The sequence below is a fragment of the Streptomyces sp. JHA26 genome, from assembly GCF_002005565.1.
Classification (GTDB): domain Bacteria; phylum Actinomycetota; class Actinomycetes; order Streptomycetales; family Streptomycetaceae; genus Streptomyces.
The window spans coordinates 15,934-33,261 of sequence record NZ_BDJC01000049.1 but is presented as its reverse complement, the minus strand read 5'-3'; the positions used below and the strand labels follow the sequence as shown (position 1 = coordinate 33,261).

Below are 17,328 nucleotides of genomic sequence, written 5' to 3'. Positions count from 1 at the left end.
CGCCAGGCGAAGGAGTCCCGCGATGCCCGAGACCCCCGGACTCAGCGTCATCGTCCACGGCCCCAACGTCCAGGACCACCTGCCCGCGCTCCTGGACTCCCTGGACGCCCACCCCCTGACCGGCGTCGAGGTGATCGTCGCCGCCGTCGGCGACTGGGCCCGCGAGACCGCCGAGCGGCACGCCCCCGCGTTCACCGTGGTGCCCCTGCCGGAGGGGGCCGGGGACGCCGCGGCCCGTGCCGCCGGGGCGGCGCGGGCGACGGGCCGCTGGCTGCACTTCGTCCACGCCAAGGACGGACTGCCGGCCGGTGCCCCGCGCATCGTCGCCGAGCACGCCGCCGGCCTCGCCGACCCGGTGGACGTGCTGCTGTTCGACCACACCCGCAGCACCTGGCGGACCTCCGGCCTGCCCTCCCCGGACGGCCCGCGGCTCGCCCGCGCGGGCGGCGGCGCCCTCGCCCTCGACGAGTGCGCCGGACTGCTGGGACTGACCCCGCTGCTCGGCAACCGCGCCGTGCGCGCCGGTTTCTGGCGGGAGCACGAGCACCTGCTCACCACCGACGCCGAGCCGTTCGCCGCGAACGCCGCCCTGCTGCTCGCCGACCGCGTCGCCTGCCTGCCCCACCCCGCCTTCGAGGACCGCCGGCTGCGTCCCGAGAGCCTCCCGCCCGTCCCGGCGAAGGAGCGGTACGCCCTCGTCGACCGCCACGAGGCCCTCCTCGACCTCGCCACCGGCCGCCCGGCCGTCCAGGGCGTCCTGTACGACCTCATGGTCCGCGACTGCCTGCGCGCCTTCGTCCGCGACCGGATGCCGGAGGACGTCGCGCGGGAGTTCTTCCGCCGGGCGTCCCTGGCCGCCCGGCGCCGGCGCCCCGAGGGCCACCGGTCCCCGGCCGGCCTCGAGGGCGTCCGCCGGTCGCTGCTGGAGGACGGCGCCTACCGCAAGTACCGCGCCCTGCAGAAGACCAACCGCGTGCGCCGCGGCGTGCGCTCCGCGGTGCGCACGGGCAGACGCCGGGCCGGCACCGGGCTGCGCACCCTGCAGTACCGCAGGGCCCTGGCCGACCCGGTCGACCCCCGGCTGGCCGTCTTCTCCGCCTACTGGAACCGCGGCGTGTCCTGCAACCCGGCCGCCATCGCCGCCGAGCTCGCCGAACGGGCCCCGGACATCCACCCGGTGTGGGTCGTCACCGCCGCGAACGCGGCCCTGCTGCCGCCCGGCACCGATCACGTCCTGCCCGGCACCCGCCGCTACTGGGAGGTGCTGGGGCGCGCCAAGTACCTCGTCAACAACGTCAACTTCCCGGACGCCGTCGTCAAACGCCCGGACAGCGTCCACCTCCAGACCCACCACGGCACCCCGCTCAAGCACATGGGCCTGGACCAGATGCCCTACCCCGCCGCCTCCCGGGGCCTCGACTTCCGGGCCCTGCTGGACCGCGTCGACAAGTGGGACTACAGCGTCAGCGCGAACAGCCACTCCACGCGCATGTGGCAGCGGGCGTACCCGTCCCGCCACGTCTCCCTGGACCACGGCTATCCGCGCAACGACGTCTACTACCGCGCGGGCGCCGACGAGGTGCGCGCCGTCCGTGAGCGCCTCGGCCTGGCCCCGGGCCGCAGGGCGGTCCTGTACGCGCCCACGCACCGCGACTACGAGGCCGGCTGGACCCCGCGCCTCGATCTCGCCACGCTCGCCGACCACCTGGGCGAGGAAACGATTCTCCTGGTGCGCGGCCACTACTTCTACGAGGGCTTCACCTCGCCGCTGACCGGCCTGCGCCGCACCGGCCGGATCATCGACGTCTCGTCCTACGACCCGGTCGAGGACCTGTGCCTGGCCGCCGACGTCCTCGTCACGGACTACTCGTCGATCATGTTCGACTACGCCAACCTCGACCGCCCGACCGTCATCCACGCCGACGACTGGGAGACGTACCGCACCACCCGCGGCGTCTACTTCGACCTGATGGCCGAGGCGCCCGGCCCGGTCGCCCGCAGCCAGGCGGAACTCACCGAGATCCTCGCCACCGACGCCTGGCGCGACGAGCGCGCGGCGAAGGCACGGGCCGCCTTCCGGCGCCGCTTCTGCGAGTACGACGACGGCCGCGCCGCCGAACGCGTCGTACGCCGGGTCTTCCTCGGGGAGGACGAGCGGACGCTGCCACCGGTGGTACCGCTCCCCGAACGGACCCCGGCCCCCCGCCCCGAGGAGGTCGCATGAGCGCCGGGACACCCGACGTCAGCGTCACGGTCATCGTCTACAACGACGCCGCGCGCCTGCCGCGGGCCGTGGAGTCGCTGCGCCGCCAGACCCACTCCGCCATCGAGATCGTCATCAGCGACGACCACTCCACCGACGCGACTCCGGACGTGGCCCGGGAACTGGCGGCGCGCGACCCCCGCATCGTGTACCTCCGCCTGGGCGAGAACAGCGGCGGCTGCAGCGCCCCGCGCAACCGCGCCCTGGACGTCGCGCGGGCGCCGTACCTGATGTTCCTGGACAGCGACGACGAGCTGCCCGAGCGCGCCGTCGAGGTCCTGCTCGCCGCCCACCGCGCACGCGACCTCGACTTCGCGATGGGCGCCGTGCAGCGGGTGCGCGTGGACAACGGCCACCGCACGACGTGGATGCCGCGCCTCGTCGCCGAGCGCCGCACGCTCGACGGCATCGAGGCCGACCCACGGCTGTTCTTCGAACACCTCGCCACCAGCAAGATGTACGCCCGCGCCTTCCTGGACCGGCACGGCCTGCGCTTCCCCGAGGGCATCCACTACGAGGACCAGCTCTTCTCGGCGCAGGCCTACTGCCTGGCGAGGAGGTTCACCATCGTCCCGGACCCGGTCTACCTCTGGTACGTGGAGCCGTACGCCGACGCGCGCACCGCCTCCATCTCCAACCAGCGCCACCGGCTGGACAACGTCCGCGACCGGGTGCACGTCCAGCGGCTCATCGACGCCTTCCTGAGCGAGAGCGGGCACGAGGCGCTGCGCGAGGACAAGGACTTCAAGTTCCTCAAGCACGACTTCCGGATGTACGCCGGCGACCTGCCGTACCGGGACGAGGGGTGGCTGTCGTCCTTCGCCGACATCGTGGTCCCGTACCTCGACACGCTCTCCCCGGGCGCGTACGCCCGGCTGCCGCGCGCCGAGCGGGTCGTGCTCCAGCTCGTCCGCGACCGCCGCCTGTCCGACCTGCGGCACGCCGCCCGCGGTCTCGGCCAGGCCGTGGCACCGCGCCGGATCACACCGGACCCGGCCGACGGCCGCACCTATTGGGGCGAGCACGTCCCGGACACCGGGCGGGCCCGGCGCGAACTGGACCTGACGGACCTGGAGCTGGACACCCGCCCGTTCTTCACCGCCCTGCTCCGCCACGAGATCACGGGGATCGAACGGGGCCCGGGAGCCTCAGTCGACCTGACGGTCCGCACCTACGACCCGGCGCTGCGCCTGCCGGTCGGCCCCCAGCGCGCCACCCTCCACCTCTCCCCCGGCCGCCGGCGTCTCACCGTCGCCTTCCGGCTCTCCCCCGTCCGCCCCGGCGTCTTCGAGGGGCGGGTCCGCCTGGACCTGGCGTCCGCGCGGCTCCCCCTGCACGGCTTCGAGGGCGTGCGCCACCCCGTGCTCCGGCTGCGTCACCAGGGCCAGACCCACACGGGCATCCTCCTGGCCCCGCCGTCCTTCCCGTCCCTCACCGCCCGCGTCCCCTACCGCGCCGGCCTGGTCCCCCACCGGGTGACCGTGGAACCCGAGGGCCACGACCCGGGCCGCCTCCAGGTCCGCTGGCAGCCGGTGGGCCCGACGGCCGTCGTGCTCGCCCCGGCCGCCCGCCACCTGGCGGGCCCCCGCCTGCGACAGGCCCGGAAACTCGCCACCGCCGTCCTCCACTGACCCGCCCGGCCACGCCGCTCGGCCTGCGGGCAGTCGTGCCTCCCCCGCACCCCCTCACCCCGCCGCCACCGCGTACAGCACCTGTCCCTCGGGCCCCCGCTCCACGACCCGCAGCCCCGCGGTCCCCCTCAACCCGTTCCCCCGGTCCACCACCCACCGCACCCCGTACTCCCGCACGATCCCCCGCCGCGCGCCCTCCCCCGTCCCCGGCGCGAAGTACCTCCGCACCGCCGCCACCCGCTCCCCCTCGTCCCCCAGGAAGAAGTCGGGATACCCGGGAGCCACGGTGTACGCCCCGTACGCCGGGATCTGCCGGGACGGGGACCTCCGCGCCATCACCACGTCCCCGTACCCCACCCACGGCGTGATCCAGTGGTACCCGGCCCACGGCTCCCGGTACTTCCCCGCCACCGCCTCCGGCAGCGCCCCCGGCCCGGTCACGTACCCGAGCGTCCCCGCCTGCGTCCACGCCCCCACCGCGAGCGCCGCCCCGAGCACGCACGCCCACCCCACCCGTACCGCCCGCCGCCCCGCCTCCACCGCCTCCAGCCCCGCCGCCACCTGCGCCGGGATCAGCGCGGCGGGCAGCACCCGCCCCCACGACCAGTGCCCGCTCGCCCCGCCCGCCGCGAACACCACCGTCCCCAGCGCGAAGAACAGCACCAGCGCGTCCCGCCGGTCGCGCCGCCACCGCGCTCCCAGCGCGACCACCCCGAGCAGCACCAGCCAGTACCGCCCGGCCAGGTCCCGGTACAGCGGCCGGTGCACCGCCTCCAGCCCGTCCCCGGCCCCGAGCAGCGCGAAGAAGTCGTAGTACGGCCAGACCCACAGCACCGCCACCCCCACCGCGAGCCCGGCCCCCAGTCGCACCCACACCCGCCGTCCGCACCGCGCCGCCGCCACCGTGGCGAGGGCACCCAGCGAGGCGACGACCCCGGAGAACTGGTGGCAGAGCAGGACGACCGCCCACAGCACGCCGAGCGCCGCCCAGACCCCCCACCCGGCCGGCCCGCCGTCACCCGCGCCGCGCACCGCCCGTGCCAGCCGGGCCCAGAAGTGGAAGGCGAGGGCGAGGGAGAGGACGCTCGGGTACGCCACCGTCAGCGCGAGGGAGTCGAGGCCGAGGAAGCCGCTCCAGGTGAACAGGGTGGTCCCCCACAGGAACATCAGGCACAGCAGCGCGAGCGCGGGCGCGGCCGGACGCGCGCTCAGCGTGCGGACGTACCGCCACACGCCCGTCACCAGCAGCCCCAGCGCCACCAGCGCGCCGAGCCGCAGCACCACGAAGACCGACAGCCCGCTCACCCGTGCGACGCAGCCGAGCACCACCGTCCACGGCGAGTAGTACGGGCTCGGCGTGTCCGCGTCGACCAGCGGGTTACCGGGGTGGAGGAGGCTGTGCCGCAGGCGTTCGACGGTGGCCGCGTGCATGCCGAGGTCGCCGATCCAGGGCAGCCGGCGGATCACGAGGAGGAGCAGGAGGAGGACGAGCGCGGTGGCCGTCCAGGAGACGGCCGCCGGGACGGCCCTCGCTCGCGGCAGCGCGGCACGCGTCGTCCCGGAGCACCCAGTCACCCGGCCACCTTATCCGGCATACCGCCGCAGACCGGGACATGAGGACGCCCCCGGGTCCACCGACCCGGGGGCGTCCGACGCGCCTACGCCTACGACGTCACGAGTGCGTCCGCAGCAGCGTCCGCATCGTCCGCATCGCCACCGACAGGTTGGAGAGGTCGAAGGCGTCCGAGCCCTTGATCTCCTCCAGCGTGGTGCGCGCCCGGCCGAGGATCGCCGCGTTCTTCCGCTCCCACAGCTCGAACCGCTGCTCGGGCGTCGACGTGCCGTTGCCGGCCGCCAGCACGTCCGCGGTCAGCGCCGCGTGTGCCGCGTACAGGTCCTCGCGGATCGCCGCACGGGCCATGGACTGCCAGCGGTCGGCGCGGGGCAGGTCGCTGATCCGGTCCATCAGCTGGGTGATGCCCAGCCGGTCGGCGACGTCGTAGTACACCTCGGCGACGTCCAGCGGCTCCTTGCCCATGCGGTCGGCCACCGAGACGATGTCCAGCGTCGGGAAGGCCGAGGAGAACCCGGCCACCCGGGTGGCCGGCTCGTCCGGGACGCCGGCGGCGGTCAGCTCGTCGTAGATGTGCTGGTACCACTCCGCGTCCGCGCCCCGCAGCAGCTTGGGCAGCTGCGCCCAGACCTGCTCGACGCGCTCGGCGAAGAAGTCCACCGTCTCGGCGAGCTGCAGCGGCTGCGGCCGGTTGTTGAGCAGCCAGCGGGTGCCGCGCTCGACCAGCCGGCGCGAGTGCAGCCGGATCCGGGTCTGGACGGCGGCGTCGACCTTGGTGTCCAGGGCCTCCACCGCGTCCCACACCGGGGAGGCGCGGAAGATGGCCCGGGCCGCGGTCTGCGCCCGCACGATCTCCTCGAGCGACGCGCCGGTCTCCTCGCGCATCCGGTGCAGATACGTCGTACCGCCCGTGTTGACCGTGTCGTTGACCAGCACCGTGGTGGTGATCTCGCGGCGCAGCGGGTGGTTGTCGATCTCGTCGGGGAACTGCTCGCGCAGCGCCGTCGGGAAGTAGGCGTGCAGCAGGCCCTTCAGGTACGGGTCGTCGGGCAGCGAGGTGTGCAGCAGCTCCTCGGCGACCGTGATCTTCGTGTACGCCAGCAGGACGGCGGTCTCCGGGCCGGTCAGGCCCTGTCCGGCGCTCAGGCGTTCGCGGATCTGACGGTCGGTGGGCAGGAACTCCAGGGCCCGGTCCAGGCTGCCCTCGCGCACCAGGTGGCGCATGAAGCGCTGCTGGGCGTTGAGCATGTCGTTGGACTGGGCGAGCGCGTTGGCGATCGCCGTGTTCTGCGCGTAGTTGTTGCGCAGGACCAGCGCGCCGACCTCGTCGGTCATCTCGGCGAGCAGCTTGTTGCGCTGCTTGACGGTCATGTCGCCGTCCTTGACGAGACCGTTGAGCAGGATCTTGATGTTCACCTCGTGGTCGGAGGTGTCCACGCCCGCGCTGTTGTCGATGGCGTCCGTGTTGATCTTGCCGCCGGTACGGGCGAACTCGATCCGGCCCAGCTGGGTCAGGCCCAGGTTGCCGCCCTCGCCGACGACCTGGACCCGCAGGTCGCCGCCGTCGACGCGGATGGCGTCGTTGGCCTTGTCGCCGACGTCGCCGTTGGACTCGGTGGACGCCTTGACGTACGTGCCGATGCCGCCGTTCCACAGCAGGTCCACCGGCGCCTTGAGGATCGCCTTCATCAGCTCGGCCGGGGTCATCTTGGTGATGCCGGCCTCGATGCCGAGGGCCTCGCGGATGTGGGCGTTGACCGGGATCGACTTGGCCGTGCGCGGGAAGATCCCGCCGCCGGCCGAGAGCAGCTTGGTGTCGTAGTCCTCCCACGAGGAGCGCGGCAGGTCGAACAGGCGGCGGCGCTCGGCGTACGAGACGGCCGCGTCCGGCGACGGGTCGACGAAGATGTGCCGGTGGTCGAAGGCGGCGACCAGGCGGATGTGCTCGCTGAGCAGCATGCCGTTGCCGAACACGTCACCGGACATGTCGCCGATGCCGACGACCGTGAAGTCCTGGGTCTGGGTGTCCACGCCCAGCTCCCGGAAGTGCCGCTTGACGGACTCCCAGGCGCCGCGGGCGGTGATGCCCATGCCCTTGTGGTCGTAGCCGGCCGAGCCGCCGGAGGCGAAGGCGTCGCCGAGCCAGAAGTTGTAGGACTCGGCGACCTCGTTGGCGATGTCCGAGAACTTCGCCGTGCCCTTGTCGGCCGCGACGACGAGGTAGGTGTCGTCCTCGTCGTGCCGGACGACGTCCGCGGGGTGCACGACCTCGCCGGCCACCATGTTGTCGGTGATGTCGAGCAGCGCCGAGATGAAGGTGCGGTAGCTGGCGATGCCCTCGGCCATCCAGGCGTCGCGGTCCACGTTCGGGTCGGGCAGCTGCTTGGCGACGAAGCCGCCCTTGGCGCCGACCGGCACGATGACGGTGTTCTTCACCATCTGCGCCTTGACCAGACCGAGGATCTCGGTGCGGAAGTCCTCCCGGCGGTCGGACCAGCGCAGACCGCCGCGCGCGACCTTGCCGAAGCGCAGGTGCACGCCCTCGACCCGCGGCGAGTACACCCAGATCTCGAACGCCGGGCGCGGCGCGGGCAGGTCGGGAATGGCCTGCGGGTCGAACTTCATGGAGACGTAGTCGTGCGGCTTGCCGTCGCTCGCCCTCTGGAAGAAGTTCGTCCGCAGCGTCGCCTTGATGACGGTGAGGAAGGACCGCAGGATCCGGTCCTCATCGAGCGACGCCACCTGGTCGAGGGCCGCGTCGAGCTCCTCGAGCAGGGCGTCCACGATCTCGTGTCCGGCGCGCTGCCGCTCCGGGGACATCCGCGCCTCGAACAGGGAGACGAGGAGGCGGGTGGTGTGGACGTTGTTGCGGAGGGTGTCCTCCATGTAGTCCTGGCTGAAGGTGGAGCCCGCCTGCCGCAGGTACTTGGCGTAGGCGCGCAGCACCATGGCCTGCCGCCAGGTCAGCCCGGCGCTGAGCACGAGGGCGTTGAAGCCGTCGTTCTCCGCCTGGCCGGTCCAGGTGGCGGCGAAGGCGTCCTGGAACCGCTCGCGGGCGTCGTCGCCGAGGTACTCGCCGGCGGCGGCCTTCGGCATGCGCAGGCCGAAGTCGTAGATCCAGGCCGTCGTGCGGTCCGCGCAGCGCAGTTCGTAGGGGCGCTCGTCGGTGACCTCGACGCCGAGCCGGCTGAGCACCGGCAGCACGTGCGAGAGGGAGACCGTGCCGCCCTTCTGGAAGATCTTGAACCGGCGTTCCTCGGGCGCGGCGCCCACCGGCTCGTACAGGCTCAGCGCGAACTTCTGGTCCTGGTCGAGCCGCTCCAGGTGACCGAGGTCGGCGACGGCGGAGCGCGGGCCGTGGTCGGCCTTGTAGCCCTCGGGGAAGGCCGCCCCGTAGCGGCGCATGAGCTCGGCGGAGCGCTCCTCGCCGAACTCGGCGGTCAGCGCCTCGGCGAAGCCGTCGGACCAGGAGCGGGCGGCCTCGACGAGCCGGGCCTCGATGCGCTCCTTGTCGGCGTCGGACAGTTCCGGCAGCTCGGTGCCCTGCGGCACGCGGACCACGAAGTGCAGCCGGGACAGGATCGACTCGGTGTTCCAGGCCGTGAAGTCGACGCTGGTGCCGCCGAGCTCCTCCTTGAGGATGTCGATGATCCGCAGCCGGACCCCGGTGGTGTAGCGGTCGCGGGGGAGGTAGACGAGGGCCGAGTAGTAGCGGCCGTACTCGTCCTGGCGCAGGTAGAGCCGCAGCCGGCGGCGCTCCTGGAGGTAGAGCACGGAGGTGACGATCGGCTCCAGCTCCTCGACCGGCATCTGGAACATCTCGTCACGCGGGTACGTCTCCAGGATCTGGAGCAGGTCCCGGCCGTCGTGGCTGTTGGGCGAGAAGCCGGCCCGCTCCAGCACCTCCTCCACCTTGCGCCGGATGACCGGGACGCGGCGGACGGACTCGGTGTAGGCGGCGGAGGAGAACAGGCCGAGGAAGCGCCGCTCGCCGACGACGTTGCCCTGCTCGTCGAACTTCTTGACGCCGATGTAGTCCAGGTAGGACGGCCGGTGCACGGTGGACCGGCTGTTGGCCTTGGTCAGCACGAGCAGCCGGTGCTCGCGCGCCTTGGCGCGGGCGTCGGCGGGCAGCCGCTCGAAGGACGGGCTGACGGGGTGGCTCTCGTCGGTCGCGTGGTGCGGGTCGGAGCGCAGGATGCCGAGGCCGGTGCCGGCCACGGCCGCGAGGGAGTCGTCGCCGCGCAGCTGGTACTCGCGGTAGCCCAGGAAGGTGAAGTGGTCGTCCGCCAGCCAGCGCAGCAGCTCGCGGGCCTCCTCCACCTCCTGCGGGGGCAGGTCGCCGGGGGTGGTCTCGTCCGGCAGCCCCTCCGCGAGGCGGACGGCCGCGTCGCGCATCTTGCCCCAGTCCTCGACGGTCTCGCGGACGTCGTTGAGGACGCGCAGCAGGTCGGCGGTGATCTGCTTCAGGTCGCCGCGGTCGGTCTCGCGGTCGATCTCCACGTGGATCCAGGACTCGACGTGCGCGTCGTGCGGCAGGCCGCCGGTGGGCGGGCCGGGGAGGACCTCGACGAGCTTGCCGGTGACGTCGCGGCGGACCACGAACTGCGGGTGGACGACGACGTGGATGCCGCGGCCCTGGCGGGTCAGCTCGTTGGTGACGGAGTCGACGAGGAAGGGCATGTCGTCCGTGACCACCTCCACGACGGAGTGGCTGCACGTCCAGCCGTTCTCCTCCACCGTCGGGGTGTGGACCCGCACGTTCGCGGTGCCCTGCGGGCGGTTCTCGGCCAGCCGGTAGTGCGAGACGGCGGCTCCGAAGACGTCGACCGGGTCGCGGTCGGTCAGGTCCTCCGGAGCGGTGTGCCGGTAGTAGCGCCGAAGGAACGCGAACACGGACGCGTGGTCCGGGGTGCCCTGGATCCCCGGGGTGTCCGGGGTGCCCTCGTCCGTCGTCCCAGTCGGTAGGTGCCCCCCGACCGGGCTGTTCTCAGCTACCCGGGCGGCCCTCTCGAGCAGCTCGGCCTTGGCTTCGTCCAGCTTGGTCTGCATTGTCCTCTGACTCCTGTCGCGCGCCGTTGCGTGACGTAGAAGGAAGTACGGTCCCCGGCCTTCCGGTGCGGCGTCGGGACGCGGGGTGTCCGGTCTGTTCCGACGCTATGCCGCAAGGTGAGGGGAGCGGGGGCATATCGGCCGATGTCGACGCGCCCGCCGGGTGTGATGTCGCTCTCGCGGTCACCGTCCGGGGAGTGCGCGGTGTCGTACCGGGGGCCTTCGACGCCCCGTCCCGCCCGCGAAGACCAGCGACCGCCGCCCGGTCACGGATGTGGTCCGTGCTCGCCGGGCGCAGGGCAGGGGCGCCGGTGCCCCCGCGAGCTATCGCGCTGATCACGCCACAAGGCTATCGCCCCCGGCAGGGCATCCGTCACGAGCCGCATGTGTACAAAACAACGCCGAGAACTTGGACATTCTGCACAGCCCTGTCGGCCGTGACGGCTGGTACGGCCGCGTTTCGGCCGCGGGCCGTGGTCCCGCACGGCCGCGGCCGGTCACGCCGCCGGGGGTGCCTCAGGCCGCCGCCGCCAGCCGCTCCGCCTCGGCCACGGCCTCCCCCAGCGTGTCCACCACCGGCGCCCCTGCCCCCTCCAGGCTGGCCCGGCCGTGCGACCCGCCGGTGTACAGCACCGCCAGCGCCCCCACGTGCCGTGCGGCCAGCGCGTCGTCCGCGGCGTCCCCGATCACCACCGTGCGAGCGGGGTCCACCACCGGGCCCAGCGCCGCCAGGTGCCGGACCATGTGCTCGGCCTTGCTGCCCCCGGAGGGCCCGGTCCGCCCGTCGACGCGGAGGAAGTGCGCCTCGATCCCGAGTCCCCTGACCAGCGGAACGAGCTCCTCGTGCCCGTACATGCTGAGGATCGACTGGCTGCGCCCCGCCGCCCGCCACCCGGCGAGCAGCTCCGCCGCCCCCTCGGTGAGCCCGCACCGCACCCGGTGCTCGGTGTAGTACCGGTGGAAGGCCGCGTCCATGACCTCCCACTCGGCGTCCGTGGGCAGCCGCCCCATCAGCCGCTCGTAGAACTTCGGCACCGGCACGCAGTACAGCGTCCGGTACTGCTCGAGCGTGATCGGCTCCAGCCCGAACTCGGCGAACGCCGCGTTCGTCGCCCCGATGATGGCGTTGTTGTCGTGGAACAGCGTGCCGTTCCAGTCCCAGACGATGTGCGCCCCTGTCTGCGTCCCCATGTCCGAAACCGTACCCGCCGCCACCGACGGTCAAGACGGCCGGCGAAGGCCGCCGCCGGTCAGTCGCCGGCCCCGACCAGGTTCGGGATCTCCTGCGTCGCGTACCAGAGGAGCTCGTGGTCCTCGGCCCCGTCCACGACGAACCGGGCGTCGTCGTCCCCGCCGTCCGCCGCCGCGAGGGCCTCGGCCGCGGCGGCCACGTCCGTCTCCGCGTCGGCGGAGTCCACGTGCACCGCGGCCGCCCTGGCCAGCGGCACGGTCCCGTCGACCCGCACCTCGCCCGGCGTCGCCCGGTCGGCTCCCCGGTCCGGGCCGGGCGACACCGCGCCGTCGGACACGTCGGCCGCGACCACGACCCGGCGCCGCGCGGCCCCGGCGTCCGTCGCCAGCAGCCGCAGCGAGGCCAGCGCGGCCCGGCTCAGGGCGGCGTACTCCAGCTCCTCGACGTCGTCCGAGAGGACCCACTCGCGGAACGCCGGCGTGACGGCGTAGGCGACGAGCGGACCGGCCCCCAGGTGCCCCGTCCCGTACGCCTCGGCGAGACCGGAGAGGGTCAGGGGGACATAGACGCGCATGACGGGCCGCTTTCGTGGTCGGGAACCGGGAAACCAGGAACCGGTGGCCGGGAACCGGCCGGAAGTCCGCCGGAGGACCTTCAGGATACGTGCGGCGTCCCCTTTCGGGCGCCCGCCGGGCGTGCCGCACGCGTCCACCTCCGTCCCCGGAACTCACCCGGTACGCCCGCCCCGTTCCGGCCGTTCCCATGGCCCCGGCCACTCGGATAGGTGAACCTCCCGGCCGCCCCGACCCGGCCCTCCCCCTCCTTGCGGCCGTCGTCCGCCACCCCGTACAAGATCCCCGACCATGAAGTTACCGCCCGGTACCACCGGGTCACCGAACGGGGAACCCCATGCAGCCCACACCGACCGCGCCGCCCCTGCGCAAGGTCATGACCAGGATCCGCCCGGCCTTCCACGCACCCGCCGTACCTGCTGTACCCGCCGTACCCGCCCTCGCGGCCGGCGTGCCCGTCCGTGTCCCGGCCGCCGCCGAGGGCACCTCGCTCACCCCCGGGGACTCCGCACCCGGCGCGCGCACCGGCACCGGCACGGTCTCCGGTGCTCCCCGCGGCGCCACGCCCCGCGCACCGGGCGGCGCACCGCCCCGTAGGCCCGGCGGAAGCGGCGTGCGGACCGCGGCGCCCGGCGGACGGCCTCCGGGCTCTCCGGGCCGGTCCGCGCGCGCCCGCACGCGGCCGGCCGACAACCGCCCGGTGACAGCCCACCCGGGCGGGACGGCCAGGGCGAGCGCACGCGCGGCCGCCACCGCACCCGCCCCGGACCGCACCTCGGCCGCCGCCCGCCGGATCGCCGCACCCGCCGGGGCCCCGTCCTCCACGGCCGCCCCGACGGCCTCCGGCGCATCCTTCGTCCCGGTCGTCCCCGCCCGGGCCCCCCGCCGGCCCGTCCCGCAGCTCCGTCCCACCGACCACTTCGCGGAGCTCCTCCTCGACGTGCTCAGCGGCCGGCGTCCGGTGCACTCGATGCTCCGGCACACCGTCGGCCGCGCCTACGACGAACTGGCCCGGCTCGCCGAACGCGGCCCGCTGCGCACCCGCGGCACCCTCCCCGTCGTCCGCGACATCGGCTACTACGAGGCGCGGCCGGGCGCGCTGGAGGTCTTCGCCCGCATCGGCGCGGGCGACCAGCTGCGCGCCATGGCCTTCCGTCTGGAGCAGGGCCAGGACCTGCGCTGGCGCTGCACCGCCGTGGAGCTGGGCGGTCGCCGCGGGCCGCAGACGGACGACGACTGACCGCGGGGCACGGGCACCGGACAGGCCGAAGGGCCGGGCTCCCCCAGGGGTGCCCGGCCCTTCCCACCGCCACGGCGCCTCCCGGCGCCGTGGCGTCACTTCTTGCGGCGCCGCCCGCCCTTGGCCTGCTTGCGGCGCTCCGCGCGCGTGAGGCCGTCGGACGGGGTCCGCACGGGCTCCTCGTCGGTGGTGAAGTCGCCCTCGATGACACCGCCCTCGCCGTCCACGGTCGGAGCGGAGAAGTGGAGGTCCCGGCGCTGCGGTGCGTCGAGTCCCTTGGCGCGGATCTCCGGGCGCGCACCGGCCTGGGCCGGCACGGCGTCCTGCGGGGCCTTCTCCAGCGAGGGAGCGGCGGCCTCGACGGGGACCTCCTCGACCTGCTGCTCGACCTGGACCTCCAGGTTGAACAGGTAGCCGACGGACTCCTCCTTGATGCCCTCCATCATGGCCTGGAACATGTCGAAGCCCTCGCGCTGGTACTCGACCAGCGGGTCCTTCTGCGCCATCGCGCGCAGGCCGATGCCCTCCTGGAGGTAGTCCATCTCGTAGAGGTGCTCGCGCCACTTGCGGTCCAGGACCGAGAGCACGACCCGGCGCTCCAGCTCGCGCATGATCTCGGAGCCGAGCTGCGCCTCCCGCGCCTCGTACTGCTCCCGGATGTCGTCCTTGATGGACTCGGCGATGAACTCGGCGGTCAGTCCGGCCCGGTCGCCGGCCGCCTCCTCCAGCTCCTCGACGGTGACCTTCACCGGGTAGAGCTGCTTGAAGGCGCCCCACAGGCGGTCGAGGTCCCAGTCCTCGGGGAAGCCCTCGGCGGTCTCGGCCTGGACGTAGGCGTCGATCGTGTCGTCCATGAAGTGATGGATCTGCTCCTGCAGGTCCTCGCCCTCCAGGACGCGGCGCCGCTCGCCGTAGATGACCTCGCGCTGCCGGTTGAGCACCTCGTCGTACTTCAGGACGTTCTTACGGGTCTCGAAGTTCTGCGTCTCGACCTGCGACTGGGCCGACGCGATCGCGCGGGTGACCATCTTGTTCTCGATCGGCACGTCGTCCGGGACGTTGGCCATCGCCATGACGCGCTCGACCATCTGGGCCTTGAACAGGCGCATCAGGTCGTCGCCCAGGGAGAGGTAGAACCGGGACTCGCCCGGGTCGCCCTGGCGGCCGCTGCGGCCGCGCAGCTGGTTGTCGATGCGCCGCGACTCGTGCCGCTCGGTGCCCAGCACGTAGAGGCCGCCGAGCTTCTCGACCTCTTCCTTCTCGGCCTTGACCGCCTGCTCGGCCCGCTCCAGGGCGGCGGGCAGGGCCGCGGCCCACTCCTCGATGTGCTCCTCGGGGTCGAGGCCCCGCTGGCGCAGCTCCGCCTCGGCGAGGTCCTCGGGGTTGCCGCCGAGCTTGATGTCCGTACCGCGACCGGCCATGTTCGTCGCCACCGTGACGGCGCCCTTGCGGCCCGCCTGGGCGACGATCGACGCCTCGCGCTCGTGGTGCTTGGCGTTGAGCACCTCGTGCTGGATGCCGCGCTTGCTGAGCTGCTGCGAGAGGTACTCGGACTTCTCGACCGAGGTGGTGCCGACGAGGATCGGCTGACCCTTCTCGTGCTTCTCGGCGATGTCGTCGACGACCGCCTCGAACTTGGCGACCTCGGTGCGGTAGATCAGGTCCGACTGGTCCTTGCGGATCATCGGCCGGTTGGTCGGGATGGGCACCACGCCGAGCTTGTAGATCTGGTGGAACTCGGCGGCCTCCGTCATCGCCGTACCGGTCATGCCGGACAGGCCGGGGAGCTCCTTGCCGTCGTGGTCGTGGCGCTTGTAGAGGCGGAAGAAGTTCTGCAGGGTGATCGTGGCGAGCGTCTGGTTCTCGTCCTTGATGTCCACCCCTTCCTTCGCCTCGATCGCCTGGTGCATGCCCTCGTTGTAGCGGCGGCCGGCGAGGATGCGTCCGGTGTGCTCGTCGACGATCATGACCTCGCCGTCGAGGACGACGTAGTCCTTGTCCTTCTTGAAGAGTTCCTTGGCCTTGATGGCGTTGTTCAGGTATCCCACGAGCGGGGTGTTCACCGACTCGTAGAGGTTGTCGATGCCCAGCCAGTCCTCGACCTTGCTGACACCGGACTCGTGGATGGCGACCGTGCGCTTCTTCTCGTCGACCTCGTAGTCGCCGGTCTCCTCGATGCCCTTGAGCGGGTTGCCCGGCTCACCCTTCTTCAGGCGCGTGACCAGCTTGGCGAAGTCCGCGTACCACTTGGTGGCCTGGTCGGCCGGACCGGAGATGATCAGCGGCGTACGGGCCTCGTCGACGAGGATGGAGTCGACCTCGTCGACGATCGCGAAGTTGTGACCGCGCTGGACGAGCTCGTCCTTGGACCACGCCATGTTGTCGCGCAGGTAGTCGAAGCCGAACTCGTTGTTCGTGCCGTAGGTGATGTCGCAGGCGTACATCTCGCGCCGCTGGGCCGGCGTCTGGCTGGCGAGGATGCAGCCGACCTCGAGCCCGAGGAACTTGTGGACGCGGCCCATCATCTCGGAGTCGCGCTCGGCCAGGTAGTCGTTGACCGTGACGATGTGGACGCCCTCGCCGGAGAGGGCGTTCAGGTAGGCGGGCAGCGTGCCGACCAGGGTCTTGCCCTCGCCGGTCTTCATCTCCGCCACGTACCCCAGGTGCAGGGCGGCGCCGCCCATGATCTGCACGTCGTAGTGGCGCTGGCCGAGGACGCGCTTCGCGGCCTCGCGGACGGTGGCGAAGGCTTCCGGCAGCAGGTCGTCCAGGCTCTCACCGTCGGCGTAGCGCTGCTTGTACTCATCGGTGAGGGCCCGCAGCTCGGCGTCGGAGAGGTCGACGAAGTCCTCTTCGATGGAGTTGACCTGGTCCGCGATGCGGTGCAGCTTGCGCAGGATCTTGCCTTCGCCTGCACGCATGATCTTCGAGAGGACGGACACGGGGGTTGGTCTCCTTGCCGGTCGGGCCTGGGACGGTCGGTTTCCACGTACTGACTGAGCAACGGCCATCGTATGCGAGGACCCCGCCGCCCCGGGAGGTCTGCCGCAGCGGGGACCGCGTGCTCCTTCGTCCTGCTTCCGATCGCCGTCACCGGGTTCAACGTGCGAGGCCTGCGGATGGTGCCGCGCCCACCCACCCGAGGTACGGAAAGCGCCCGCTCGTCCACGCCCGGCAAAAAGATGGCAACCGTCGCGGGTCGTCCCGCAGAATCGGCCGATGGAACCCCTGACGCTCACCACCGACCGCCTCGTCCTGCGCACCGTCGGCCCCCGGGACACCGAGGCCGTGTACGCCGCCTGCCAGGATCCCGACATCCAGCGCTGGACGACGATCCCCTCGCCCTACCTCCCGGAACACGCGCGGGGCTTCACGGAGCAGATGGTCCCCGACGGCTGGGCGAACGACTCCATGTTCACCTTCGGCCTCTTCCTGCCCTCCGGCGACCTGGCGGGCATGCTCGGCGTCACCATGCGCTCCCCGGGCGTCGGCGAGATCGGCTTCTGGGGCACCAAGGAGCACCGCGGGCGCGGCTACACCACCGAGGCCGCCGCCGCCGTGGCCCGCTGGGCCTTCACCGAGCGGGCGATCGACCGCCTGGAGTGGCGCGCCGAGGTCGGCAACACGGCCTCCCTCGCGGTGGCCCGGCGCGCCGGCTTCACCATGGAGGGCACGCTGCGCTCCGCGATCGACAACAACGGCACCCGCCGCGACTGCTGGATAGCCTCCCTCCTCCCCTCGGACCTCTCCCTGCCCTCGACCGCCCCCTACCTGCCGGCTCCCCGGTAGCCACCCCGCTGTCAGA

General features: G+C 72.7%; 9 protein-coding genes. 4 read left to right on the top strand and 5 right to left on the bottom strand.

Annotation, left to right across the window (positions count from 1 at the left end; all coding sequences use genetic code 11):
* Positions 1 to 22 precede the first annotated feature (22 nt).
* Both JHAT_RS25500 and JHAT_RS25495 read left to right on the top strand, forming a co-directional pair.
* Complete coding sequence (locus JHAT_RS25500) at positions 23 to 2,224, top strand: CDP-glycerol glycerophosphotransferase family protein (protein ID WP_171991048.1); 2,202 nt, start codon at positions 23 to 25, stop codon at positions 2,222 to 2,224.
* On the top strand, positions 2,221 to 3,894 hold the full coding sequence (locus JHAT_RS25495) for a glycosyltransferase family 2 protein (protein ID WP_077800597.1): 1,674 nt from the start codon (positions 2,221 to 2,223) through the stop codon (positions 3,892 to 3,894). Before JHAT_RS25500 ends, JHAT_RS25495 begins: the two co-directional genes overlap by 4 nt.
* A gap of 54 nt (positions 3,895 to 3,948) precedes the next feature.
* Here the strand turns inward: JHAT_RS25495 and JHAT_RS25490 are convergent, their stop codons facing one another.
* The 4 genes from JHAT_RS25490 to JHAT_RS25475 all read right to left on the bottom strand — a co-directional run bounded on the left by JHAT_RS25490 (position 3,949) and on the right by JHAT_RS25475 (position 12,285).
* A complete protein-coding gene (locus JHAT_RS25490) occupies positions 3,949 to 5,469 on the bottom strand; it encodes a hypothetical protein (RefSeq protein WP_375603591.1) in 1,521 nt (506 codons plus the stop codon).
* Between the two features lie 97 nt (positions 5,470 to 5,566).
* Positions 5,567 to 10,519, bottom strand: coding sequence for an NAD-glutamate dehydrogenase (locus tag JHAT_RS25485; RefSeq protein ID WP_077800596.1), 4,953 nt, complete (start codon positions 10,517 to 10,519; stop codon positions 5,567 to 5,569).
* Between the two features lie 516 nt (positions 10,520 to 11,035).
* A complete protein-coding gene (locus JHAT_RS25480; RefSeq protein ID WP_077800595.1) occupies positions 11,036 to 11,710 on the bottom strand; it encodes an HAD family hydrolase in 675 nt (224 codons plus the stop codon).
* A gap of 59 nt (positions 11,711 to 11,769) precedes the next feature.
* Positions 11,770 to 12,285: a DUF6912 family protein gene (locus JHAT_RS25475; RefSeq protein WP_077800594.1), complete on the bottom strand. Its 516-nt coding sequence runs from the start codon at positions 12,283 to 12,285 to the stop codon at positions 11,770 to 11,772.
* A 335-nt stretch (positions 12,286 to 12,620) separates the two neighbouring features.
* On the opposite strand from JHAT_RS25475, the gene JHAT_RS34750 reads away from it, so the two are divergent.
* Positions 12,621 to 13,523, top strand: a complete 903-nt coding sequence (locus JHAT_RS34750) for an Rv3235 family protein (protein WP_307718358.1) — start codon at positions 12,621 to 12,623, stop codon at positions 13,521 to 13,523.
* A gap of 95 nt (positions 13,524 to 13,618) precedes the next feature.
* Here JHAT_RS34750 and secA read toward each other — a convergent pair whose 3' ends face one another.
* Positions 13,619 to 16,465 carry a preprotein translocase subunit SecA gene (secA, locus tag JHAT_RS25465; RefSeq protein ID WP_077800593.1) on the bottom strand — a complete coding sequence of 949 codons (2,847 nt, stop codon included), beginning with the start codon at positions 16,463 to 16,465 and terminating at the stop codon, positions 13,619 to 13,621.
* A gap of 277 nt (positions 16,466 to 16,742) precedes the next feature.
* On the opposite strand from secA, the gene JHAT_RS25460 reads away from it, so the two are divergent.
* Entirely contained in the window at positions 16,743 to 17,312 is a 570-nt protein-coding gene (locus JHAT_RS25460; protein WP_077800592.1) for a GNAT family N-acetyltransferase, read from the top strand.
* Positions 17,313 to 17,328: the final 16 nt, after the last annotated feature.

Coding starts and splice junctions, on each gene's coding strand:
- JHAT_RS25500 (WP_171991048.1), top strand. CDS start 23: ATGCCCGAGACCCCCGGACTCAGCGTCATCGTCCACGGCCCCAACGTC.
- JHAT_RS25495 (WP_077800597.1), top strand. CDS start 2,221: ATGAGCGCCGGGACACCCGACGTCAGCGTCACGGTCATCGTCTACAAC.
- JHAT_RS25485 (WP_077800596.1), bottom strand. CDS start 10,519: ATGCAGACCAAGCTGGACGAAGCCAAGGCCGAGCTGCTCGAGAGGGCC.
- JHAT_RS25480 (WP_077800595.1), bottom strand. CDS start 11,710: ATGGGGACGCAGACAGGGGCGCACATCGTCTGGGACTGGAACGGCACG.
- JHAT_RS25475 (WP_077800594.1), bottom strand. CDS start 12,285: ATGCGCGTCTATGTCCCCCTGACCCTCTCCGGTCTCGCCGAGGCGTAC.
- JHAT_RS34750 (WP_307718358.1), top strand. CDS start 12,621: ATGCAGCCCACACCGACCGCGCCGCCCCTGCGCAAGGTCATGACCAGG.
- JHAT_RS25460 (WP_077800592.1), top strand. CDS start 16,743: ATGGAACCCCTGACGCTCACCACCGACCGCCTCGTCCTGCGCACCGTC.